This window comes from Rhodococcus sp. NPDC003383, from assembly GCF_053589115.1.
The window spans coordinates 74,457-96,099 of the sequence record NZ_JBSFRG010000017.1 but is presented as its reverse complement, the minus strand read 5'-3'; the positions used below and the strand labels follow the sequence as shown (position 1 = coordinate 96,099).

The 21,643-nt window shown below is 70.1% G+C and carries 23 protein-coding genes; 15 read left to right on the top strand and 8 right to left on the bottom strand.

Annotation, left to right across the window (positions count from 1 at the left end; all coding sequences use genetic code 11):
- Nucleotides 1–44 precede the first annotated feature (44 nt).
- Complete coding sequence (gene yaaA, locus ACWDTS_RS16470) at nucleotides 45–788, bottom strand: peroxide stress protein YaaA (RefSeq protein ID WP_450111289.1); 744 nt, start codon at nucleotides 786–788, stop codon at nucleotides 45–47.
- Nucleotides 789–841: 53 nt separating this feature from the next.
- Between yaaA and ACWDTS_RS16465 the strand changes: the two genes are divergently transcribed.
- Nucleotides 842–2,584 (top strand): proline--tRNA ligase, encoded by a 1,743-nt coding sequence (locus tag ACWDTS_RS16465; RefSeq protein WP_450111288.1) that lies wholly within the window; start codon nucleotides 842–844, stop codon nucleotides 2,582–2,584.
- A 73-nt stretch (nucleotides 2,585–2,657) separates the two neighbouring features.
- Nucleotides 2,658–3,323 (top strand): O-methyltransferase, encoded by a 666-nt coding sequence (locus tag ACWDTS_RS16460; protein WP_450111287.1) that lies wholly within the window; start codon nucleotides 2,658–2,660, stop codon nucleotides 3,321–3,323.
- A gap of 93 nt (nucleotides 3,324–3,416) precedes the next feature.
- Here the strand turns inward: ACWDTS_RS16460 and ACWDTS_RS16455 are convergent, their stop codons facing one another.
- The 3 genes from ACWDTS_RS16455 to ACWDTS_RS16445 all read right to left on the bottom strand — a co-directional run bounded on the left by ACWDTS_RS16455 (nucleotide 3,417) and on the right by ACWDTS_RS16445 (nucleotide 5,276).
- Nucleotides 3,417–4,241 carry an SDR family NAD(P)-dependent oxidoreductase gene (locus ACWDTS_RS16455; RefSeq protein ID WP_450110261.1) on the bottom strand — a complete coding sequence of 275 codons (825 nt, stop codon included), beginning with the start codon at nucleotides 4,239–4,241 and terminating at the stop codon, nucleotides 3,417–3,419.
- A 124-nt stretch (nucleotides 4,242–4,365) separates the two neighbouring features.
- Nucleotides 4,366–4,812, bottom strand: a complete 447-nt coding sequence (locus ACWDTS_RS16450) for a ferritin-like domain-containing protein (protein WP_197255440.1) — start codon at nucleotides 4,810–4,812, stop codon at nucleotides 4,366–4,368.
- Complete coding sequence (locus ACWDTS_RS16445) at nucleotides 4,809–5,276, bottom strand: hypothetical protein (RefSeq protein WP_450110260.1); 468 nt, start codon at nucleotides 5,274–5,276, stop codon at nucleotides 4,809–4,811. Before ACWDTS_RS16445 ends, ACWDTS_RS16450 begins: the two co-directional genes overlap by 4 nt.
- Nucleotides 5,277–5,452: 176 nt before the next feature.
- Here ACWDTS_RS16445 and rimP point away from each other — a divergent pair, with 176 nt between their 5' ends.
- The 11 genes from rimP (at nucleotide 5,453) to truB (ending at nucleotide 16,484) form a co-directional block, all read left to right on the top strand.
- Nucleotides 5,453–6,055 (top strand): ribosome maturation factor RimP, encoded by a 603-nt coding sequence (rimP, locus tag ACWDTS_RS16440; RefSeq protein ID WP_450110259.1) that lies wholly within the window; start codon nucleotides 5,453–5,455, stop codon nucleotides 6,053–6,055.
- Entirely contained in the window at nucleotides 6,052–7,077 is a 1,026-nt protein-coding gene (nusA, locus tag ACWDTS_RS16435; RefSeq protein ID WP_197255434.1) for a transcription termination factor NusA, read from the top strand. The genes rimP and nusA overlap by 4 nt, the downstream gene beginning before the upstream one ends.
- Nucleotides 7,078–7,121: 44 nt before the next feature.
- Nucleotides 7,122–7,454 (top strand): YlxR family protein, encoded by a 333-nt coding sequence (locus ACWDTS_RS16430; protein WP_420753229.1) that lies wholly within the window; start codon nucleotides 7,122–7,124, stop codon nucleotides 7,452–7,454.
- A gap of 160 nt (nucleotides 7,455–7,614) precedes the next feature.
- Nucleotides 7,615–10,491, top strand: a complete 2,877-nt coding sequence (gene infB, locus ACWDTS_RS16425) for a translation initiation factor IF-2 (RefSeq protein ID WP_450110258.1) — start codon at nucleotides 7,615–7,617, stop codon at nucleotides 10,489–10,491.
- Nucleotides 10,492–10,671: 180 nt separating this feature from the next.
- Complete coding sequence (locus ACWDTS_RS16420; protein WP_248676658.1) at nucleotides 10,672–10,962, top strand: DUF503 domain-containing protein; 291 nt, start codon at nucleotides 10,672–10,674, stop codon at nucleotides 10,960–10,962.
- A 100-nt stretch (nucleotides 10,963–11,062) separates the two neighbouring features.
- Entirely contained in the window at nucleotides 11,063–11,518 is a 456-nt protein-coding gene (gene rbfA / locus ACWDTS_RS16415; RefSeq protein ID WP_197254958.1) for a 30S ribosome-binding factor RbfA, read from the top strand.
- 7 nt (nucleotides 11,519–11,525) lie between these two features.
- Nucleotides 11,526–12,524 carry a DHH family phosphoesterase gene (locus tag ACWDTS_RS16410; RefSeq protein ID WP_450118631.1) on the top strand — a complete coding sequence of 333 codons (999 nt, stop codon included), beginning with the start codon at nucleotides 11,526–11,528 and terminating at the stop codon, nucleotides 12,522–12,524.
- Nucleotides 12,508–13,878 (top strand): MATE family efflux transporter, encoded by a 1,371-nt coding sequence (locus tag ACWDTS_RS16405; RefSeq protein WP_450118611.1) that lies wholly within the window; start codon nucleotides 12,508–12,510, stop codon nucleotides 13,876–13,878. Before ACWDTS_RS16410 ends, ACWDTS_RS16405 begins: the two co-directional genes overlap by 17 nt.
- Nucleotides 13,879–13,883: 5 nt before the next feature.
- A complete protein-coding gene (locus ACWDTS_RS16400) occupies nucleotides 13,884–14,837 on the top strand; it encodes a metallophosphoesterase family protein (RefSeq protein ID WP_248676656.1) in 954 nt (317 codons plus the stop codon).
- Between the two features lie 38 nt (nucleotides 14,838–14,875).
- On the top strand, nucleotides 14,876–15,547 hold the full coding sequence (gene npt, locus ACWDTS_RS16395; protein ID WP_450118630.1) for a 4'-phosphopantetheinyl transferase Npt: 672 nt from the start codon (nucleotides 14,876–14,878) through the stop codon (nucleotides 15,545–15,547).
- 25 nt (nucleotides 15,548–15,572) lie between these two features.
- A complete protein-coding gene (gene truB / locus ACWDTS_RS16390) occupies nucleotides 15,573–16,484 on the top strand; it encodes a tRNA pseudouridine(55) synthase TruB (RefSeq protein WP_248676655.1) in 912 nt (303 codons plus the stop codon).
- A 52-nt stretch (nucleotides 16,485–16,536) separates the two neighbouring features.
- On the opposite strand, the gene ACWDTS_RS16385 is transcribed toward truB, so the two are convergent.
- From ACWDTS_RS16385 to ACWDTS_RS16370, 4 genes are read right to left on the bottom strand one after another with little or no spacing between them, the layout of a single operon-like run.
- Complete coding sequence (locus ACWDTS_RS16385) at nucleotides 16,537–17,232, bottom strand: metal-dependent transcriptional regulator (RefSeq protein WP_450110254.1); 696 nt, start codon at nucleotides 17,230–17,232, stop codon at nucleotides 16,537–16,539.
- A 9-nt stretch (nucleotides 17,233–17,241) separates the two neighbouring features.
- Nucleotides 17,242–18,123 (bottom strand): metal ABC transporter permease, encoded by an 882-nt coding sequence (locus ACWDTS_RS16380; RefSeq protein WP_450118629.1) that lies wholly within the window; start codon nucleotides 18,121–18,123, stop codon nucleotides 17,242–17,244.
- Nucleotides 18,123–18,938, bottom strand: a complete 816-nt coding sequence (locus ACWDTS_RS16375) for a metal ABC transporter ATP-binding protein (RefSeq protein ID WP_450110253.1) — start codon at nucleotides 18,936–18,938, stop codon at nucleotides 18,123–18,125. Before ACWDTS_RS16375 ends, ACWDTS_RS16380 begins: the two co-directional genes overlap by 1 nt.
- Entirely contained in the window at nucleotides 18,935–19,882 is a 948-nt protein-coding gene (locus tag ACWDTS_RS16370) for a metal ABC transporter substrate-binding protein (RefSeq protein ID WP_450110252.1), read from the bottom strand. The genes ACWDTS_RS16375 and ACWDTS_RS16370 overlap by 4 nt, the downstream gene beginning before the upstream one ends.
- Before the next feature lie 73 nt (nucleotides 19,883–19,955).
- On the opposite strand from ACWDTS_RS16370, the gene ACWDTS_RS16365 reads away from it, so the two are divergent.
- Together ACWDTS_RS16365 and rpsO are read left to right on the top strand one after the other, a co-directional pair.
- Nucleotides 19,956–20,930 carry a bifunctional riboflavin kinase/FAD synthetase gene (locus ACWDTS_RS16365; protein WP_197254965.1) on the top strand — a complete coding sequence of 325 codons (975 nt, stop codon included), beginning with the start codon at nucleotides 19,956–19,958 and terminating at the stop codon, nucleotides 20,928–20,930.
- Nucleotides 20,931–21,106: 176 nt separating this feature from the next.
- Nucleotides 21,107–21,376 carry a 30S ribosomal protein S15 gene (gene rpsO / locus ACWDTS_RS16360; protein ID WP_068162391.1) on the top strand — a complete coding sequence of 90 codons (270 nt, stop codon included), beginning with the start codon at nucleotides 21,107–21,109 and terminating at the stop codon, nucleotides 21,374–21,376.
- Nucleotides 21,377–21,643 lie beyond the last annotated feature (267 nt).

Below are 21,643 nucleotides of genomic sequence, written 5' to 3'. Positions count from 1 at the left end.
AGATCAGAACTATACGGCAGGACCAGCGGATTCGACGGGGAAACTCAGGTGAGCACGATCAGCTCGGTGGGCGACGCGACCTCGACCCGCAGGCCCGCTTTCGCGGCCACCCGCGCCACGGACCTGACGTCGGACGGTTCCGCTCGGGTGAGCACCAGCGCCCGTGCCAGCAGACCCTTGTGGTGCTTGTTGAAGTGGCTCACGACCTTGCGGGTGCCGTCGGGCTGCTCGGTGAGCACGGTCGCGGTCACCGCTCCCGGCACCGGACCGAGCTGCTGGTAGACCCCCGATCGCAGGTCGACGACCAGATCTCCGGCGGCCTCGGCCACCAGCGCGTCGGTCAGTTCGGGTTTCCACAGCGCCTGCAGGGTGCCGAAGCCCGGCAGCTTGGAGCCGCCCGACAGCCGGTAGGCGGGAATGGGATCGCCCGCGCGCACCGCACCGAACAGCGCCGATCCCATCGCGAGCCGCCGGTACGCCTTCTCGCGCTGCACCCGGGTGAACGACGGCACGTCGAGTGCGTCGAACAGCACCCCGGTGTACCGCTCGAGCGCCGGCCGGGTCGCCGAGACCCACAGCTTGGCGTTGCGTTCGATCTCGTCGGCCTGGGTGGCGCCGAGACCGAGGGCCCGCATCGACGCTTCGCTGTCGGCGGCCAGATCCACCAGCGCCTGGACGAGCATCTCGCGCGTGTCGGTGAGCTGAGGCATCGACAGCTCGCCCAGATCGAGGGGCGCGCCGTTGCCGCCGTCGGACTTGGTTTCGGAAGGAGGCAGAAGCACCAGCACAACCGGTAACCGTACCGAGGCCGGTTCCGGGCCTGCGGGTAGGCTGCCACTCCGTGATCACCCGCATGTCGCATCTGTTTCTCCGCACGCTCCGCGACGACCCGGCCGATGCCGAGGTCGCCAGCCACAAACTGCTCGTTCGCGCAGGCTACGTGCGGCGCATCGCGCCGGGCGTCTACTCGTGGCTGCCGCTGGGCCTGAAGGTGCTGCGGCAGGTCGAGCGCGTCGTGCGCGAGGAGATGAACGCCATCGGCGCGCAGGAGATCTCGCTGCCGGCGCTGCTGCCGCGCGATCCCTACGAGACCACCAACCGGTGGACCGAGTACGGCGACGGCCTGTTCCGGCTGCAGGACCGCAAGGGCGGCGACTACCTGCTCGGACCCACCCACGAGGAGATGTTCGCGCTCACCGTCAAGGGCGAATACAACTCCTACAAGGACTTCCCGGTCACCCTGTACCAGATCCAGACGAAGTACCGCGACGAGGAACGACCCCGCGCCGGCATCCTGCGCGGCCGCGAATTCGTCATGAAGGACTCCTACAGCTTCGACCTCACCGACGAGGGGCTGACCCGGTCCTACCAGGCCCACCGCGACGCCTACGAGCGGATCTTCGCGCGGCTCGGTGTGAAGTACGTGATCGTCTCCGCGACGTCCGGGGCGATGGGCGGCAGCGCGTCGGAGGAGTTCCTCGCCGAGTCCGACGCCGGTGAGGACACCTACGTGCGCTGCCTCGAATCCGGCTACGCCGCGAACGTCGAGGCGGTGAAGACGCTCGCGCCGGAGCCGATCCCGTTCGACGGCCTGCCCGACGCCGTGGTGCACGACACCCCGGACACCCCGACGATCGAATCCCTCGTCGCCTCCGCCTCGCAAATCCTCGGGCGTGAGGTCACCGCGGCCGAGACCCTCAAGAACATCCTCGTGAAGGTCCGGCAGCCGGGCGGCGATTGGGAACTGCTCGGCATCGGCATCCCCGGCGACCGGGAGGTCGACGACAAGCGCCTGGAAGCCTCGCTCGAACCCGCCGAGGTCGAGTTGCTCGGCGAGTCCGACTTCACCGCCAACCCCTTCCTCGTCAAGGGCTACATCGGCCCGAAGGCGTTGCTGGACAACGGTGTTCGCTACCTCGTCGACCCGCGCGTGGTGGACGGCACGAGCTGGATCACCGGCGCCGACGAAGAAGGGAAGCACGTCTTCGGGCTCGTCGCCGGCCGCGACTTCACCCCCGACGGCACCATCGAGGCCGCAGAGGTCCGCGACGGGGACCCGTCGCCGGACGGCGCCGGCCCGCTCGTCTCGGCGCGCGGTATCGAGATCGGCCACGTCTTCCAGCTCGGCCGCAAGTACACCGACGCGTTCGCGGTCGACGTCCTCGGCGAGAACGGCAAGCCGGTGCGCCCCACCATGGGCTCGTACGGCGTCGGCGTCTCCCGCCTGGTCGCGGTGATCGCCGAACAGCAGCACGACGACAAGGGCCTGCGCTGGCCCGCCGAGGTCGCGCCGTTCGGGGTGCACCTGGTCATCGCGAACAAGGACGACGCGGCCCGCGAAGGCGCCGAGGGCCTGGCCGCCGATCTCGACAAGGCGGGCGTCGAGGTTCTGCTCGACGACCGCAAGGCGTCGCCGGGTGTGAAGTTCAAGGACTCCGAACTGCTGGGTGTGCCGCTCGTCGTCGTCGTCGGACGCGGATGGGCCGAGGGCAACGTCGAGCTGCGTGACCGCTTCACCGGCGAATCCCGCGAAGTTCCGGTCGAGTCGGCGCTGCAGGAGATCCTCGCGGCCGTGCGCGGCTGATCCCTCTCCTTCGGCTCTCGCCTTCAGCCGAGCGAACGTACCGTTCGCTCGGCGGGCAGGGCAGACTCGGGTCATGATCGACGATTCGACGTGGCAGACGACCGACGCATATCTCACCGACACCCTCATCGGCCCGGACGACGCGCTCGACAGCGCTCTCGCCACGAACGCCGACCGGGGACTGCCGCCGATCGACGTGTCGGCGCCTCAGGGCAAGTTCCTGCACCTGCTCGCCCGGGCGATCGGTGCACGGAAGATCCTCGAGATCGGCACGCTCGGTGGGTACAGCACCATCTGGTTCGCGCGCGCCGTCGGGGAGGCAGGCCGCGTTGTCACCCTCGAATACGAACCGCACCACGCCGAGGTGGCGCGGGGGAATCTGGACCGCGCCGGGGTCGGTGACATCGTCGACATCCGGGTCGGTGCCGCGCTGGATTCGCTGCCGGACCTCGGGTCCGAGGCCCCGTTCGACCTGGTGTTCATCGACGCCGACAAGGAGAACAACCCGCGCTACGTGCGTGCGGCTCTGGAACTGTCGCGCCCGGGCACCGTCATCGTCGTCGACAACGTGGTGCGCGGCGGATCGATCACGAACGCCGAACTCGACGACGAGCGCGTGCGGGCGAGCCGTGAGGTGCTCGAACTCATCGCCGCGGAACCGCGGCTCGACGGGACCGCCCTGCAGACGGTCGGCAGCAAGGGGTGGGACGGTTTCGCGCTGGCGCTCGTGACCGGTTGACGCCGCCCTCCGGGCCCTTCGATCCGAGCGAATGTACCGTTCGTCTTCTCAGATCGACCGGATGTACCGCTCGCTCGGAAAGGGTGGGGCTCGTCAGAACAGCGGGCCGCCCCCGAACACACTGCGGTGCGACGGGGGCCGGCGGCCGTCGAGGTCGGTCAGGTCGTAGTCGCGGGCGAGTTCGGCGGTGACGAAGGTGTGCCCGCTGCGCTCGGCGAGTTCGGGGTCGTCGGTCAGGGCCGCGACGACGGAGCCGACGAACTCGGGCGACTCGGCGTCCGCGACCGGGAACCCCGCGATGTCGGTGAGGCCGCTCGCGACGATCTTTTCGGTGCGCACGATGCCCGGCCACAGCGACACCGCGTGCACATCGTGTTCGCGCAGTTCGTCGGCCATGTCGAAGGCCATCTTGTCGAGGCCGGCCTTGGAGATCCCGTACAGCACCGAATGCAGGCGGCTGCGGGTGCCGAACGACGAGATGTTGACGATCAGGCCGGTGCGTCGCGGCACCATCATGCGGGCCGCGGCGACCGATGCGACGTAGTGCGCGCGCAATCCGAGCCCGATCAGGCTGTCCCAGTCGTCGAGCGGTCGTTCCCAGAACGGGGTGTCGAACCCGCCGAATCCGCGTGGACCGGCCCACACGTTGTTGACCAGCAGGTCGAGCCGGCCCTCCTGGTCGTCGGCGATCTGCGCGAACACCTTCTCGATCGCCGCGTCGTCGCAGTGGTCGCACGTCAGCGCGTGCCCGCGACCGCCGCGGGCGGTGATCTCCGCTGCAGTCCCGGCCAGGGGAGCGTCGCCGGTGGCGGGTCCCCGTCCGGTCACGTAGACGGTCCACCCGGCACTTCCCAGGGCCAGGGCGATGCCCTTACCGACCCCGCGGGACGCGCCGGTGACCAGCGCGACGCGGGTCACGCCCCGGCCTCGCGGCGTCGATCGGTGGTCGGATGAACGGTCTGTTCCGGTCGTGTCGTCGGCACGCTCACGACGGTAGAACACGTTTCTGTTCTTCGGCGGCGAATTCCGAACGACGGGACGATCAGGGCTGACCGGGCAGGGCGACGGTCGGGGGAGCGACACCCAGGTTCGCCCGCCACCGCGCGCCGCGCAGGGCCGTTTCGGTCAGCGCGTCGATCGCGAATCCGCGCGTGGACTCGGAGGTCGCCCGTTCGACGACGGACCGCCACGCGACCGCGACGTCCGTCTCGATCTGCACGGCGAGCTGCGCGGCACTGATCGGGTCGGTCACCGGGAACGGGACGGTGTAGCCGGGCGCGGCGACCGGGGGAGTGACGCTCGCGGCGGTGAGCGCGTCGATCGTGGCGTCGCGGCGCGCCCGATGTGCGGCGGTGTCCTCCGCCACCTCACCGCCGCGGGCCGGATTGGAGAACGCCGCGACGAGGCCGTACCCGAACACGGCGGCGTGTTCGGCGTTCACGGCGTCGACGAGGGCCTGCTGCTCGGCTCCGAGCTGGGGGGAACTCACGGCAGCAGCACCGCCGTCTCGGTCGCGCAGGCGGCACTGACGGACGCGAGCAGGCCCGCGCGGTAACCGCGCAGGGTGCGGGCCAGATCCGCGGCGTCGCGCTGGGAACGGATCAGCCGTTCGCGCAGCAGTTCCACGCTCGGAGTCTCGGCGGGCAGCGTCACGGTCGTCGAGGTGGCCGGGGACGTCGACGTGGCCCCCGCCAGCCGTGCGACCTCCGCGTCGAGTGCGTCGGCGTGCGTCGTGCGTTCGGCGCCGATCGTCGCGAGCGCATCGGCCCGCTCAGGTGCCACGGCGACGAGGGCGCCGGCGAGAGCGGCGTCGGTGCGTGCGCGCTGGGCCTGGGCGATCAGCGGATCGGGCTCGCCGTCCTCGTCGGAGGGGGCTCCGCATCCCGTGACGGTGAACACGCCCGCGGTGCCGAGCGCGGCACCGGACCATCGCAGCAGTGTTCGTCGGGACACGGGTGGCAGGTGTGGTGACGTCGGCACCGGACCATGGTGCCAGTCCCGGCGAACCGATCCGGACGCCGGCCTGGTCACGGCACCCCGAAATGCGCGATACCCTTGATACCTGCCGGATCGATCCCCGCACCGGCCGCCTACCGCTGCGACCACAACTGAACGAGGAGCTTGCCGCCATGCCTGTGCCGCCACCGGAGAGGATTGTCGAGCTCGTCTCGGATCTGATCGAGCGTGAGGGTTACGACCTCGAGGACGTCGTCGTCACGGCGGCGGGCAAGCACAGCACGGTCCGGCTCATGGTCGACAGCGACGCAGGTCTCGGCCTCGACGAGGCGGCGCGCCTGAGTCATCTCGTGTCGGAGGCGTTCGACGCGGTGTCGGATTTCGGTGAGTCGCCGTACATGCTCGAGGTGACCAGTCCCGGTATCGGCCGGCCGCTGACGCAGGACCGGCACTGGCGGCGCGCGCAGGGCCGGAAGGCCCGGCTGGATCTGGGGACCGAGACGCTCGTCGGCCGTATCGGCGAACTCGTCGGCGACGAGATCCGCATCGTGGTCCCGGACCGCAACGGCCCGGTCGTGCGCGCAATCCCGCTGGCGGAGGTGCGGTCGGCGACGGTCGAGGTGGAGTTCAACCCTCCCAACGCCCGCGAGCTCGAGCTCGCCGGTGGCCTGCCCGACGGCCGGGTGCGTGCGGGGGAACTCGACGAGAACGCGGTCGGGGTGGACGAAGACGGTAGTGACGAAGACGAAGTGAACGAGACGAAGGTGGACAAGTGAATATCGACATCACGGCGCTGAAGGCGCTCGAATCCGAGAAGAACATCCCGTTCGAGGCGCTGATCGAGACGATTTCGACCGCTCTGCTCACCGCCTACCGGCACGTGGACGGTCACCAGCCGCACGCCCGGATCGATCTGGACCGCAAGACCGGCATCGTGCGCGTGATGGCCGAAGAGTTCGACGCCGACGGCAACCTCGTCTCCGAATGGGACGACACTCCGGCGGACTTCGGCCGGATCGCCGCCACGACCGCGCGGCAGGTCATCATGCAGCGCATCCGTGACGCCGAGCACGAGCAGCGTTTCGGCGAGTTCGTCACCCACGAGGGCGAGATCGTCGGCGGTGTCGTCCAGCGCGACACCCGCGCGAACGCGCGCGGCATGGTGGTCGTGCGGATCGGCGGCGACAACGGCGCCGAGGGCCTGATCCCGCCGGCCGAGCAGGTGCCGGGCGAAACGTACGAGCACGGCGATCGCATCAAGTGCTACGTCGTGGGCGTGGCACGCGGCCAGCGTGGACCGCAGATCACCCTGTCGCGGACCCATCCGAACCTCGTCCGTCGCCTGTTCGCGCTCGAGGTCCCGGAGATCGCGGACGGATCCGTCGAGATCGTCGCGGTCGCCCGCGAGGCGGGGCACCGCTCGAAGATCGCGGTGCACTCGCGGGTACCCGGGCTGAACGCGAAGGGTGCGTGCATCGGCCCGATGGGTCAGCGCGTGCGCAACGTGATGCGCGAACTCGGCGAGGAGAAGATCGACATCATCGACTACGACGAGGATCCGGCGCGGTTCGTCGGCAACGCGCTGTCGCCGTCGAAGGTGGTTTCGGTCACGGTCGTCGACCCGGACGCGCGGGCCGCGCGTGTCGTCGTCCCCGACTTCCAGTTGTCCCTCGCGATCGGCAAGGAAGGGCAGAACGCCCGCCTGGCCGCGCGTCTGACCGGATGGCGGATCGACATCCGCAGCGACGCCGCAGCGGGTGATGATGGTCACTCGGGCGCCGCTTCGACAGGCAGGTAGAGGTGGAATGCGGGCTTCCGGACGAATCGGCGGTAGAGTGGTCGATGGTTCAGCATGAGCTGTCTTCGTCACGCGGCGAGCGCACCGGTCCGGTGCGTACCTGTCTCGGGTGTCGGCAGCGATCGCTGACTGCCGATCTGCTGAGGGTCGTGGCACGAGAAGTGGAGCCGAAACGCTTCGTTCTGGTCCCTGATCCCGGGCGCAGACTTCCCGGGCGGGGCGCGTGGTTGCATCCCGTTTCGGAGTGTCTGAGTCAGGCGGAGCGGCGTCGAGCATTCGGCAGAGCGCTGAGGGTGCCCGGAAATCCGGACACGGCGGCGCTCGATCAGCTGGTCGGGTCCGGCGACGGAATATCACTCGGCGTGGCACCGTTGTGAGATCGACAGCAGGGACACCAACGCAGTGACATCGAACTCTGAGAAGAACAGGCACGAACACTCATGAGCACACCGTGAAGCACCAGCGATGAACGTCCATCGGAGATAACCCGAGGTCGTGCGGGCAACCAGCCGCTCGACCTCATCAGTGAGGAGAGCAGTGGCAGGCAAGCCCCGCGTGCACGAGTTGGCGAAAGAACTCGATGTCACAAGCAAGGTCGTACTCGAAAGGCTCAAGGAGCTCGGCGAGTTCGTGAAGTCCGCGTCGTCGACGGTCGAAGCCCCCGTCGCACGTCGTCTGCGTGAATCGTTCGGCAAGACCACGGGCGAAGGCTCGTCGGCCGCCCCGACCCCCGGTCCCAAGCCGGGCGCACCGCGTCCCGGCCCGCGTCCGGCCGCCCCGGCAGCTGCAGCGCCGGCCCCGGCACCCACCCCGGCGCCGAAGCCCGCGGCAGCAGCTCCCGCGCAGACCCCCACCCCGGCACCGCGTCCCTCGACGGGACCGAAGCCGGGTGCCCCGCGTCCTGCGGCCCCGAAGCCGGCAGCACCGGCCCCGGCCGCCCAGGCTCCGGCCGCGCAGCCCGCGCCGGCCCCGGCCCCCGGTCCCAAGCCCGGCGGACCGCGTCCCGGCCCGAAGCCGCCGCGTGTCGGGAACAATCCCTACTCGTCGGCTCCCGCGGAGCGTCCGGCACCGCGTCCCGGCGCCCCTCGCCCGGGTCAGGGCGGTCCCCGTCCGACGCCCGGCCAGGGTCGTCCCGCGGCCGGTCCGGGTGGGCCCCGTCCCACTCCCGGCCAGGCCGCTCCGCGCCCGGCCGCCGGTCCCGGCGGACCTCGTCCGGCTCCCGGCCAGGGCGGACCGCGTCCGTCTCCGGGCTCGATGCCCCCGCGCCCGAACCCGGGTGCGATGCCGCAGCGTGCGGCACGTCCGGCCGCGACCGGTCGTCCGGGTCGTCCCGGCGCACCGGGTGGTCGCCCGGGCGGCGGTGGCGGCGGCTACCGCGGCGGTGGAGCCGGTGGCGGCGCCGGTGCCGGTGCCGGTGCAGGTGCCGGAGCAGCCGGTGGCTTCCGGGGTCGTCCCGGTGGCGGCGGTGGTGGTGCCGGTCGCGGTGGACGCGGCGGCACGGCCGGTGCGTTCGGCCGTCCCGGTGGTGCTCCGCGTCGCGGCCGCAAGTCGAAGCGGCAGAAGCGGCAGGAATACGACTCGATGCAGGCACCGGCAGTCGGCGGTGTCCGGCTGCCCCGCGGCAACGGCGAGACCATCCGGCTCGCCCGCGGCGCGTCGCTGTCCGACTTCGCGGAGAAGATCGACGCGAACCCGTCGGCACTGGTCCAGGCGCTGTTCAACCTCGGCGAGATGGTCACCGCCACTCAGTCGGTGAACGACGAGACCCTCGAGCTGCTCGGCTCGGAGATGAACTACGTCGTCCAGGTCGTCAGCCCCGAGGACGAGGACCGCGAGCTGCTCGAATCGTTCGACATCCAGTACGGCGAGGACGAGGGCGGCGAAGAGGACCTGCAGCAGCGTCCGCCGGTGGTGACCGTCATGGGTCACGTCGACCACGGTAAGACCCGACTGCTCGACACGATCCGCAAGGCCAACGTCCGTGAGGCCGAGGCCGGTGGCATCACCCAGCACATCGGCGCCTACCAGGTGCTCACGCACCTCAACGGCGAAGACCGGCTCATCACCTTCATCGACACCCCGGGTCACGAGGCGTTCACCGCCATGCGTGCCCGCGGTGCGAAGTCGACGGACATCGCGATCCTCGTGGTCGCCGCCGACGACGGTGTCATGCCGCAGACGGTCGAGGCGATCAACCACGCCCAAGCGGCCGACGTGCCGATCGTGGTCGCGGTCAACAAGATCGACAAGGAGGGTGCGAACCCCCAGAAGATCCGCCAGCAGCTCACCGAGTACGGCCTGGTCACCGAGGAGTACGGCGGCGACACCATGTTCGTCGACATCTCCGCGAAGCAGGGCCTGAACATCGACCAGCTGCTCGAGGCCGTGTTGCTCACCGCCGATGCGGCCCTCGACCTGCGGGCCAACCCGGATATGGAGGCCCAGGGCGTCGCGATCGAGGCTCACCTCGACCGCGGTCGCGGTCCGGTCGCCACCGTGCTGGTCCAGCGCGGCACCCTGCGGGTCGGCGACTCCATCGTCGCCGGCGACGCGTACGGCCGCGTGCGCCGCATGGTCGACGAGCACGGCGAGGACGTCCTGGAGGCTCTGCCTTCGCGTCCGGTCCAGGTCATCGGCTTCACGTCGGTGCCCGGCGCCGGCGACAACCTCGTCGTCGTCGAAGAGGACCGCATCGCCCGGCAGATCGCCGACCGCCGCAATGCGCGCAAGCGCAACGCGCTGGCCGCGAAGAGCCGCAAGCGGATCTCCCTCGAGGATCTGGATGCCGCGCTCAAGGAGCACAACGAGCTCAACCTCATCCTCAAGGGCGACAACTCGGGTACCGTCGAGGCCCTCGAAGAAGCGCTCATGGGGATCGAGATCGACGACGAGGTGCGCCTGCGGGTCATCGACCGCGGTGTCGGTGGTGTCACCGAGACCAACGTCAACCTGGCTGCTGCCTCCAACGCGGTGATCATCGGCTTCAACGTCCGTGCCGAAGGCAAGGCGACGGAGCTGGCGAACCGCGAGGGCGTCGACATCCGCTACTACTCGATCATCTACCAGGCGATCGACGAGGTGGAGAAGGCCCTCAAGGGCATGCTCAAGCCGATCTACGAAGAGGTCGAGCTCGGCCGCGCCGAGATCCGCGCCATCTTCAAGTCCTCGAAGGTCGGCAACATCGCGGGTTGCCTCGTGCAGTCCGGCATCGTCAAGCGCAACGCGAAGGCACGGTTGCTCCGCGACAACAACGTCGTCGCCGAGACCGTCACCATCTCGTCGCTGCGCCGCGAGAAGGACGACGTCACCGAGGTCCGCGAGGGCTACGAGTGCGGTATGACGATCACCTACTCCGACATCAAGGTCGGCGACGTGATCGAGGCCTACGAGCTGCGCGAGAAGCCGCGCGACTGACGGCACCGCCGTCGGGTGACAACTGACGGCACCGCCGTCGGTATTCACTGACGGCACCGCCGTCGGTGACAGCTGACGGCACCGCCGTCGGGGCGGCGGGCGAGCAATCGTCCGCCGCCCCGACGTGTCAGCGCCCCGCTTCCCGGGGTATCCGCGCCGGGAGTCCAGACAGGAGGTCCGGTGTTCGTAGGCGCACTCGAACTGGATGTGCTGCTCGGTGACGTGCACTCCCTCAAAGGAAAGCGGTCCATGATCCGGCCGGTCCTCGCGGAACTGCGCCGGTTCGGGGTCTCGGCCACCGAAGCCGGGCATCAGGACCTGCACCGCCGCGCCCTGCTGGGGGTGGCATCGGCAGGTCCCGACGTCGGGCACGTCACCGACATCCTCGACCGGTGCGAACGCCTAGTCGCGGCCCGCCCCGAGTTGCAGTTGCTCGCAGCCCGCCGAAGAATTTTCGGTCCGGAAGACTGACCGGACCCCACATACGACACAGCCGCCCGCGGCTGAACACGACAGCCGCACCGCGGCGGACACAACAGCCGCACCGCGGCGAGGAGAGGAAGCGACTGACATGGCCGATCCAGCACGGGCCCGTCGTCTCGCCAAGCGCATCGCCACCATCGTGGCCACCGCGATCGATCACGAGATCAAGGATCCGCGGCTCGCGTTCGTCACGATCACCGATGCGAAGGTGACTGCCGACCTGCACGACGCCACCGTGTACTACACCGTGCGCGGAGCGGACCTCGACTCCGAGCCCGATCTCGCCGCGGCTGCCGCCGGCCTCGAGAAGGCCAAGGGAGTGCTCCGGACCAAGGTCGGCGCCGGGACCGGCGTGCGTTTCACACCCACCCTCACGTTCGTGACCGACACGGTGCCGGACACCGCCCGCCACATGGAGGAGCTGCTGGCCCGCGCCCGCGCCGCCGACGAGGCGGTCGCCAAGGCCCGCGAAGGTGCATCGCCCGCCGGCGAGGCCGATCCGTACAAGGAACCGCGTGAGCGAGACGCCGCCGGCGACGAATAGAACCGTCATGTCCGACATCACCTCGCCCGACAGCATCCCGTCCTCGACCGCCGTGGATCTCGGCGGTGCCGTCGAGCTGCTGGACGCGGCGACGTCCGTGACGGTGCTGTGCCACGTCCAGCCCGATGCGGACACCCTCGGTAGCGGCCTCGCGCTGGGGCTTGCGTTCGAACGCCGCGGCGTGCCCGTGCAGGTCGCGTTCGGATCGCCCGACGACGTGCCCGGCTCGATGCGGGAGCTGCCGGGTCTGCACCTGGTGACGCCCGCCGCGGAAGTGCGGGAGACCGTCGACCTGCTCGTCACCGTGGACTGCGGCACGGCAGGGCGTCTCGGGCGGCTCGCGCCGCGGCTGCACGGCTCCACGCGCACGCTCGTCATCGACCACCACCGGTCGAACACCAGGTTCGGCACCCACGACCTCATCGAACCGGACGCCGAAGCGACCGCTGCGGTCCTCGCCGACCTCTTCGACGCGTGGGGCGTCGAGATCGACGCGGATCTCGCGCACTGCCTGTTCGCAGGGCTCGTCACCGACACCGGATCGTTCCGGTGGGGCCGGGCGAGCTCGCACCTGCTGGCCGAACGGCTCCTCTCGACCGGCATCGACGGCGCCCGCATCACCCGGCAGCTGCTCGACACCCATCCGTTCGGATGGCTGCCGATGCTGTCGGCGGTGCTCGCGACCGCGACGCTCGTCCCGGAGGCCGCCGGCGGTCGGGGTCTCGTCCACGCGACCGTGATGCGCGCGGATTCCGCGCACCTGCGTTCCGAGGAGATCGAAAGCGTCATCGACATCGTGCGGACCACCGCCGAGGCCGAGGTCGCCGCCGTCTTCAAGGAGGTCGGTTCCGGGGTGTGGACGGTGTCGCTGCGCTCGAAGGACGGGATCGACGTCTCGCTCGTCGCTGCGCGGCTCGGGGGTGGGGGACACCGCGCCGCCGCCGGCTACACCGCTCACGGCAATCGCACCGAGATCGTGGCGGAACTGCGTGACGCCCTCGGCTGATCGCGTCGTGTCCGAGGTTTCGGCGAAACGGATCCTCGGGCTCGCTCTGCCCGCGCTGGGGGTACTCGCCGCCGAACCGCTGTACCTGCTGTTCGACATCGCCGTCGTCGGCCGCCTCGGGGCACTGGCCCTGGCCGGGCTGGCCGTGGGCGGGCTGATCCTCGCGCAGGTCAGCACCCAGTTGACGTTCCTGTCGTACGGAACCACGTCCCGGGCTGCCCGGTTCCACGGTGCCGACCGGCACACCGACGCCGTCGGCGAGGGCGTGCAGGCGACCTGGCTGGCGCTCGGTGTCGGCGCCGTCGTGCTGGTCGTCGGGCAGGTGCTCGCCGGTCCGGTCGCCGGCCTGATCGCCGGGGACGGTGACATCGCCGGATCGGCCGTGACGTGGCTGCGCATCGCCCTGTTCGGGGCCCCGCTGATCCTCGTCACCCTTGCCGGGAACGGGTGGATGCGCGGCGTCCAGGACACCGCGCGGCCGCTGCGCTATGTCGTCGTCGGGCTGGCCTTGTCGGCGGTGCTGTGCCCGCTGCTCGTCCACGGCCTGCTCGGTGCGCCCCGATGGGAACTGGCCGGCTCGGCCGTCGCCAACGTGGCCGGACAGGCGGTGTCCGCGGCACTGTTCCTGCGGGCGCTGCTACGCGCGGGAGTGCCGCTGAAACCTCGGCGAACGATCATCGGCGCGCAACTGCGGCTCGGACGCGACCTCGTCGCCCGCAGCCTCGCCTTCCAGGCGTGCTTCCTGTCGGCCGCCGCGGTCGCCGCGCGTTTCGGAGCCGCCGCGGTCGCCGCGCACCAGGTGGTGTTGCAACTGTGGAATTTCGTGGCGCTGACGCTCGATTCGCTCGCGATCGCCGCGCAGGCGCTGGTCGGGGCGGCGCTCGGATCCGCGGACCGGGGCGGCGCCCATCGCCTGGCGTGGCGGATCACGGCCTGGTCGACGGTCTTCGCGGCGGTGCTCGCGCTGCTGTTCCTGCTCGGCAGCGAGGTGATCCCCGGTCTGTTCACCGGCGACGACGCGGTACTCGATCAGATCGGTGTCGCGTGGTGGTTCTTCGTGGCGATCATGCCCGCGGCGGGTGTGGTGTTCGCGCTCGACGGAGTGCTGCTCGGCGCCGGCGACGCCGCGTTCCTGCGGACCGCGACGCTGGCGTCCGCGCTTCTCGGGTTCCTGCCGCTCATCTGGTGCTCACTCGTGTGGGACTGGGGTCTGGCGGGAATCTGGACCGGCCTTACGGTGTTCATCGTGTTTCGGATGGTGGCCGTCGTCTGGCGGACGCTGTCGGGACGATGGATGGTGACGGGAGCGGACCGGCAGGCGCGGTCCCTCGAGCAGACGGAAGCGGAGGGGTAGAGCCGGTGGCGAAGCTGTGGGCGGTCAGCGACATCCATGTCGGGCACAAGGGCAACCGGCCCGTCACCGAGGACATCGTCCCGGAATCGCCGGACGACTGGCTGATCCTCGCCGGGGACGTCGCCGAGAAGAGCGACGACATCCGGTGGGCGCTGAAACTGCTGCGCAGCCGCTTCGCGAAGGTCGTCTGGGTGCCCGGCAACCACGAACTGTGGACCACGGCGAAGGACCCCGTGCAGATGCGCGGCGTCGCCCGCTACGACTATCTGGTCACCATGTGCCGGGAACTCGACGTGATCACCCCCGAAGACCCGTTCCCGGTGTGGGAGGGCGACGGGGGACCGGTGGTGCTGGTTCCGATGTTCCTGCTCTACGACTACTCGTTCCTGCCCGAGGGAACCACGACGAAGGCCGAGGGGCTCGCGCTGGCCCGGGACCGCAACGTCGTCGCGACCGACGAATTCCTGCTCGCCCCCGACCCGTACCTGACGCGTGACGCCTGGTGCCAGGCGCGCCTGGAGCGGACGCGGGAACGGCTCGACGCCCTGGATCCGGCGCTGCCGACGGTGCTGATCAATCATTTCCCGCTGGTGCGCGAGCCGACCCGGATGCTGTTCTACCCGGAGTTCGCTCTGTGGTGCGGCACCACCGACACCGCGGACTGGCACCTGCGCTACCGGGCGCTGTGTTCGGTGTACGGCCACCTGCACATCCCGCGCACCACCTACTACGACGGCGTGCGGTTCGAGGAGGTCTCGGTCGGCTACCCGCGCGAATGGCAGCGACGCGGCCTCCCCGATCAGGTGCTGCGGCAGATCCTGCCGGTCCCGGACTATCCGCCGGGCACTCTGAACAAGTGGGGCGGACACTTCACGGTGACACCCGAGATGGAAGCGGAAGTGGAGAAGATGCGCGCACAGCGAGCGCGGGAACTACAGCGAGCGAAGGGACTGCGGTGACGGAGACGACCCGGAACATCCCCGACGCGTCCGAGACCCTGATCGGACGGATCCTGCCGGACGGCGTCGTCGCCGCCGAACTGTTCGACGACCCGCCGGGCCTGGCGCCACATCCGCAGGAGGAGGCGCTCATCGCGAAGGCCGTCGAGAAGCGTCGCCGGGAGTTCATCGGGGCACGGCACTGCGCGCGGCAGGCGATGCGACGGCTCGGGGTCGATCCGTCGCCGGTCCTCAAGGGCGAGCGAGGCGTACCGGTGTGGCCGCGCGGGGTCGTCGGCAGCCTCACGCACTGCGAGGGCTACCGGGGTGCCGTGCTCGGGTACTCGCTGCAGGTGCGGTCGGTGGGCATCGACGCCGAACCGCACGACGTGCTCCCGGACGGGGTGCTGCCCGCGGTGAGCCTCGAACCGGAACGCGACTGGCTCGCCGCCGCCCCCGACGACGACGTGCACTGGGATCGTGTGCTGTTCTGCGCGAAGGAAGCCACCTACAAGGCGTGGTTCCCGCTGACCGGGCGGTGGCTCGGCTTCGAGGACGCCCACATCACGTTCACCCGCGACGACAGCGCGGCGGGCGCGGTCGCGTCGGGCGCATTCCGGTCGCAGCTGCTCGTGCCCGGCGACACCCGGGACGGGGCGCCGGTGTCGAAGTTCGACGGCCGCTGGCTGGTCGCCGACGGACTGGTGCTCACCGCCATCGCGGTGCGCTGAACGGGAGGTGGCAGAATCGGGCCACGTGTCTGCCACCGAGAATCCCGCCCTGGCCAATGCCGGTCTGCTCGTCGTCGACAAGGACCCGGGCATGACGAGTCACGACGTCGTGGCCCGCTGCCGGCGTCTGCTCGGCACCCGCAAGGTGGGGCACGCGGGCACCCTCGACCCGATGGCGACGGGCGTGCTCGTCCTCGGGGTGGAACGGGCCACGAAGATGCTCGGCCTGCTGTCGTTGACCACCAAGTCGTACACGGCGACGATCCGCCTCGGGCAGAGCACCGTCACCGACGACGCGGAAGGCGAGACGGTCGCGACCACCGATGCGTCCGGCGTCACCGACGAGGAGATCGCCGCCGCGGTCGCCGCGTTGACCGGCGACATCGAGCAGGTGCCGGCGAGTGTCAGTGCGATCAAGGTCGACGGCAAACGCGCCTACGCGCGGATGCGGGAGGGCGAGACCGTCGAGCTGGCCGCGCGGCCGGTGACGGTGTCGCGATTCGACGTGTGCGCGCGGCGCGACCTCCCCGAGCAGGGATTCGTCGACCTCGACGTCGAGGTGGACTGCTCGTCCGGCACCTACATCCGCGCGCTCGCCCGCGATCTCGGTGCGGCGCTCGGGGTCGGCGCGCACCTGACGGCGCTGCGCCGCACGAAGGTCGGCCCGTTCGGGCTCGAGCACGCGCGCACCCTCGAACAGCTCGCCGACGATCCCGCGCTGAGCCTCGACATCGACGCCGCGGCCCGCACCGCGTTCGCGTGCCGCACGATCAGCGACGCCGAGGCCGCGCTGCTCGCGAACGGCCGCTGGCTCGAACCGATCGGCATGCCGGGCGTGTACGCGGCGATCGACGCACAGGGCCGCGCGGCGGCACTGCTGCAGGAGAAGGGCAAGCGCGCGTCCGCGGTGTTCGTTGTGCGGCCGTCCAACCTGTGAACCAGACGAGCCTGTGAGCTGGACGAGCCTGTGAGCTAGACGAGCCTGTGAGCTAGACGAGCCAGATGGCGTCGGCGGCGGGGTTGCCGAGGTCGACGGTGCGGTCCGGGTCGCCGCCGATGCTCACCGCGACCGTGCCGGCGAAGTCGCGACGCTCGATCACCCGGATCTCGGTGTCGAGCGCGATCCCGACGTCGTCGAAGTAGCGCAGCATCGCCGGATCGTTGTCCGAGATGCGCGCGACGCGTCCGAACTCCCCGGCGGCGAACGAGCTCAACGGGCGCGCCGGTGGGGTGGGGATCGTGCCGTCCGGGGTGGGGATCGGGTCCCCGTGCGGATCCCGTTCGGGGAAACCGAGTTTCGCGTCGAGTGCGGCGATCATCCGCTCGGAAACCGCGTGTTCGAGCACCTCGGCCTCGTCGTGCACCTCGTCCCACCCGTAGCCGAGTTCGCGGACCAGGAACGTCTCGATGAGCCGGTGCCGGCGGACCATCGCGACGGCGGCCGCGCGGCCCGACTCGGTCAGCGAGATCGCACCGTACCGCTCGTGGTCGAGCAGGCCCTGGTCGCACAGCCGGCGCACGGCCTCGGAGACGGTCGATGCGGACACGCCGAGTTTCTCGGCGAGCAGCTTCGTGGAGACCTTCTCGCCGGACCATTCCTGCACGGTCCAGATGACCTTCAGGTAGTCCTGCGCGACGGAGGTCAGCGCTCCCGTCGTCGTATTCGTCTCGCTCCTGCCAGGCACCTGCCCAGCTTAGGCAACTCTCACCTCGGAATCACCTTTGTCCGGGATCTCCCGCCTGCGCCGGACTGCCGCCGTCACCACGCCCTGGCGGGGCGCGAACAGGTACGCGGCCGTGAACACCACCGCCTGCGCGAGCACCACGACACCGCCGGTCGAGGCGTCGGAGTAGTAGCTCGTGTACACCCCGACGATCGACGACGCGACCGCGAGAGCCGGCGCGAGGATCAGCATCCGGGAGATCCGGTCGGTGAGCAGGTACGCGGTCGCACCCGGAATGATGAGCACGGCGACGACCAGGATCACTCCCACGGTCTGGATGGCCGCGACGATCGTGACCGCCAGCAACGCCAGGAGCAGCGCCGACAGCCGCGCGGGGGAGATACCCAGCGCGTGGGCCTGGACGCGGTCGAAGGCGAACAGCGTCAGGTCCCGGCGTTTGACGACGAGCACCGCGAACACGACTGCGGCGAGCATCGACACCTGCCACACATCGGCGGTGGCCAGCCCGAGCAGGTTGCCGAACAGGACGTGATGGAGATCCACCTGGCTGGGGTTCTTCGAGATCAGCACCACCCCGAGCGCGAAGAGCGTGGTGAACACGACGCCGATCGCAGCGTCCTCCTTGACCCTGGTGGTGCCGCGCACCAGCCCGATCAACGCCACCGCGATCCCCGCGAACAGCAACGCGCCGATCGCGAACGGCGCGCCCACGAGGTAGGCGAGGACCACGCCGGGCAGCACCGCGTGCGAGACCGCGTCACCCATCAACGACCACCCGATGAGCACGAGCCAGCAGCTGAGCAGGGCGCACACGACGGTCGCGGCGATCGCGACGATCAGAGCGCGTTGCATGAACCCGTACTGCAGGGGTTCGACGAGCAGATCGAGCATCACCAGGCCTCCCTCTTCGACAGCGTCGCCGCCGCATCGCCGGCCAAGGGGTCGACGGCCAGGGGATCGACACCGAACGCGCGCGCCAGGTTCTCGGGCCGCAGCACCTCGGCGGGGGTGTCGTGGACGAGCAGCCGCCGTTGCAGCAGCGCGGCTTCGTCGCACAGCCGGTCGAGTCCGGCGAGGTCGTGCGTGGCGACGAGGACGGTGTGGCCGGCGTCGGCGAGCGAGCGGATCACCGCGGTCAGCGCGAACTCGGTGCTCTTGTCGACACCGGCGAACGGTTCGTCGAGCAGCAGCAGCGGGGCGCCCTGCGCGATGGCGCGGGCCACGAACACCCGTTTGCGCTGCCCACCGGACAGCTGCCCGATCTGCCGGTTCGCGAACTCGGTCATCTGCACGCGGTCGAGGGCGTCCGCGACCGCGTCGTGGTCGGCGGGCCGGGGCCTGCGCATGGTGCCCTGGTGTCCGTAGCGGCCGGTCATCACGACCTCCCGCACGACGATGGGGAAGTCCCAGTCGACGGCTTCGGACTGCGGGACGTACGCGACCGAGGCGGTGCGGCGCGCGGCGGCGGGCTCGGCCCCGGCGATCCTGACGCGGCCCGCGCTGGGGCGCACGATGCCCATGACGGTCTTGAAGAGGGTGGACTTGCCGGATCCGTTGGTGCCGACCAGTCCGCACACCCGGCCGCGGGCGAGGGTGAGGGAGACGTCGTCGAGCGCGGTGACGGTCCCGTAGCGGACGGTGATGCCGTCGAGCGCGAGGGCGGCGGGAACGGTGTTCGTCGTGCTGCTCGTGTCGGTGGTGGTCACGAGGCCAGTCCCTTCGTGATGGTGCGGACGTCGTGGCGCAGCAGGTCGAGATAGGTCGGGACCGGCCCGTCGGGTTCGGAGAGCGAGTCGACGTAGAGGATGCCGCCGAATTCGGAGCCGGTGTCGGCGGCGACCTGACGCTGTGCCTTGTCCGAGACGGTGGATTCGCAGAAGACCGCGGGCACGCGGTTGGCGCGCACGAAGTCGACGGTCCGGGCGATCTGCTGCGGGGTGCCCTGCTGGTCGGCGTTGACCGCCCACAGGTAGGCCTCGCGGAGGCCGGCGTCGCGCGTGAGATAGCTGAACGCGCCCTCGCACGTGACCAGGGCCCGCTGCTGCTCGGGCAGGACGGCGAGGCCGGCGATCAGTTCGTCGTGCAGGAGCTGGAGCTCGTCCTTGTAGGCGGCGGCGTTCGCGGTGAAGTCGGCGGCGTGCTCCGGCGCGATCCGCGAGAGTGCCGCGGCGATGTTGTCGACGTAGATCCGGGCGTTGAGCGGTGACATCCACGCGTGGGGGTTGATACGGCCGGCGTAGGCGTCCTCACTGATCGGCAGCGGCGCCACCCCGTCGCTGAGGACGGCGTGCTCTGCGTGGGTGTCGGCGAGGAACTGCTCGAACCACCGCTCGAGACCGAGGCCGTTGTCGAGGACGAGGTCCGCGTCGGCGGCGTGCCGGAGGTCGCCGGGGGTCGGTTCGTATCCGTGGATCTCGGCCCCGACCTTGGTGATGGATTCGACGCGGACGTGCTCGCCCGCGACGTTGCGTGCCATGTCCGCCAGCACGGTGAAGGTCGTCAGCACCAGCGGGCGTTCGTTGTCCGCGGGGGCGGTCGCGGTGCACGAGGTCACGACGGCGACCGTCGCGGCAGCCACAAATATTTTGATCGCTCCAACGAAAATGTTCGGCACACCGAAATTATGTGTGCAGACGGCCCTGATGTCCATCCGCGCTCCGTGACCCACACTGCATCGCGAGTCGGAAGTGACCCGTTCGAGCCGGGGCCGTAGGCTGCCCGTTGTGCAGAGATGGCGAGGCCTCGAGGAAATACCTGCGGACTGGGGTCGTTGTGTACTGACGATCGGCGTGTTCGACGGAGTGCACCGCGGACATCAGCAGCTGATCACGCGGGCGGTGAAATCCGCCAAGGAACGCGGAATCCCCAGTGTGCTCATGACATTCGATCCACATCCGATGGAAGTGGTGCGACCGGGCAATCATCCGGCCCAGCTGACGACGCTGGCGCGTCGCGCCGAACTCGCCGAGGAGCTCGGCGTCGACGTCTTCTGCGTCATGCCGTTCACACCGGAGTTCATGAAGCTGAGCCCGGAGCGGTACGCCCACGAGATCCTCGTCGAGCGGTTGCACGTCGCCGAGGTCGTGGTCGGCGAGAACTTCACCTTCGGAAAGAAGGCCGCGGGCACCGTCGAGCTGCTGCGGACGATCGGGGAGCGGTTCGGGTTCGCGGTCGACGCTCAGACCCTGCTCGCCGAACACGCGGTCACGTTCTCCTCGACCTACATCCGCTCCTGCGTCGATGCCGGTGACGTGGTGGCCGCCGCGGACGCGCTCGGTCGCCCGCACCGCGTCGAAGGGGTCGTCGTGCACGGCGACGGACGCGGACGCGACCTGGGGTTCCCGACCGCGAACGTGGCCCCGCCTATGCACTCGGCGATCCCGGCGGACGGCGTGTACGCCGCGTGGTTCACGGTCCTCGGGCCCGGCCCGACTCTCGGCACCGTGGCGCCGGGGGAGCGCTACGGCGCGGCGGTGTCGGTCGGCACCAACCCGACGTTCTCCGGCCGTGCCCGCACGGTCGAGGCGTTCGTGCTCGATCAGGAGGCCGACCTCTACGGCCAGCACGTCGCGGTCGACTTCGTCGAGCGCCTGCGCGGCATGGAGAAGTTCGACTCGATCGAGGCACTCGTGTCGGCCATGCACGGCGACGCCGACCGCGCCCGCGACGTCCTCGCCCGCGCCGCCGACTCCGCCTGATACCGGGTCGTGTCTCGTTGTGGCGGTGGGAGCCGCCACAACGGCACACCGGGCGGGGGCCCCGTCGGCTCTGGTAGCCTGGATTCTTGGTGTGTGCTGCGGTTCGCGGTGGCCGCACCGGCGGGTCTCGTGCCCGCTTTCGTATCACGCGGACGTCAGTGATCAGGAGTATCCCAGTGGCATTGACCACCGAGCAGAAGAAGCAGATCCTCGGCGAGTACGGCCTCCACGAGACCGACACCGGTTCGCCGGAGGCGCAGGTGGCACTGCTCACCAAGCGCATCGTCGATCTGACCGAGCACCTGAAGAAGCACAAGCACGACCACCACTCCCGCCGCGGCCTGCTGCTGCTGGTCGGTCGTCGTCGCCGCCTCCTCAAGTACGTCGAGAAGGTCGACGTCGAGCGTTACCGCTCGCTCATCCAGCGTCTGGGCCTGCGTCGCTGACGCAGACCCCGAGCAAGACGATCTGCGTACGCTGATCTCTGCCGGTAGCCGACGGGAATGCCTCTAGACTGGCCTCGTCGGCTACCGGTGTTTGCGCCGGAAGACCGGCAAACGCCGCCTGGGTAGGCGGCGAACCGTATGCGCCGACGGTGTCGGTCCTCGGTAGTGACCCTCCGACCCCCGGTCATCCGGGACCGGAGGGTTTCGATCGACGACCGCCTCCGCGAGTCGGTGCGCAGCCGTGGCCAAGGGGGCCGTGGCGCCCAC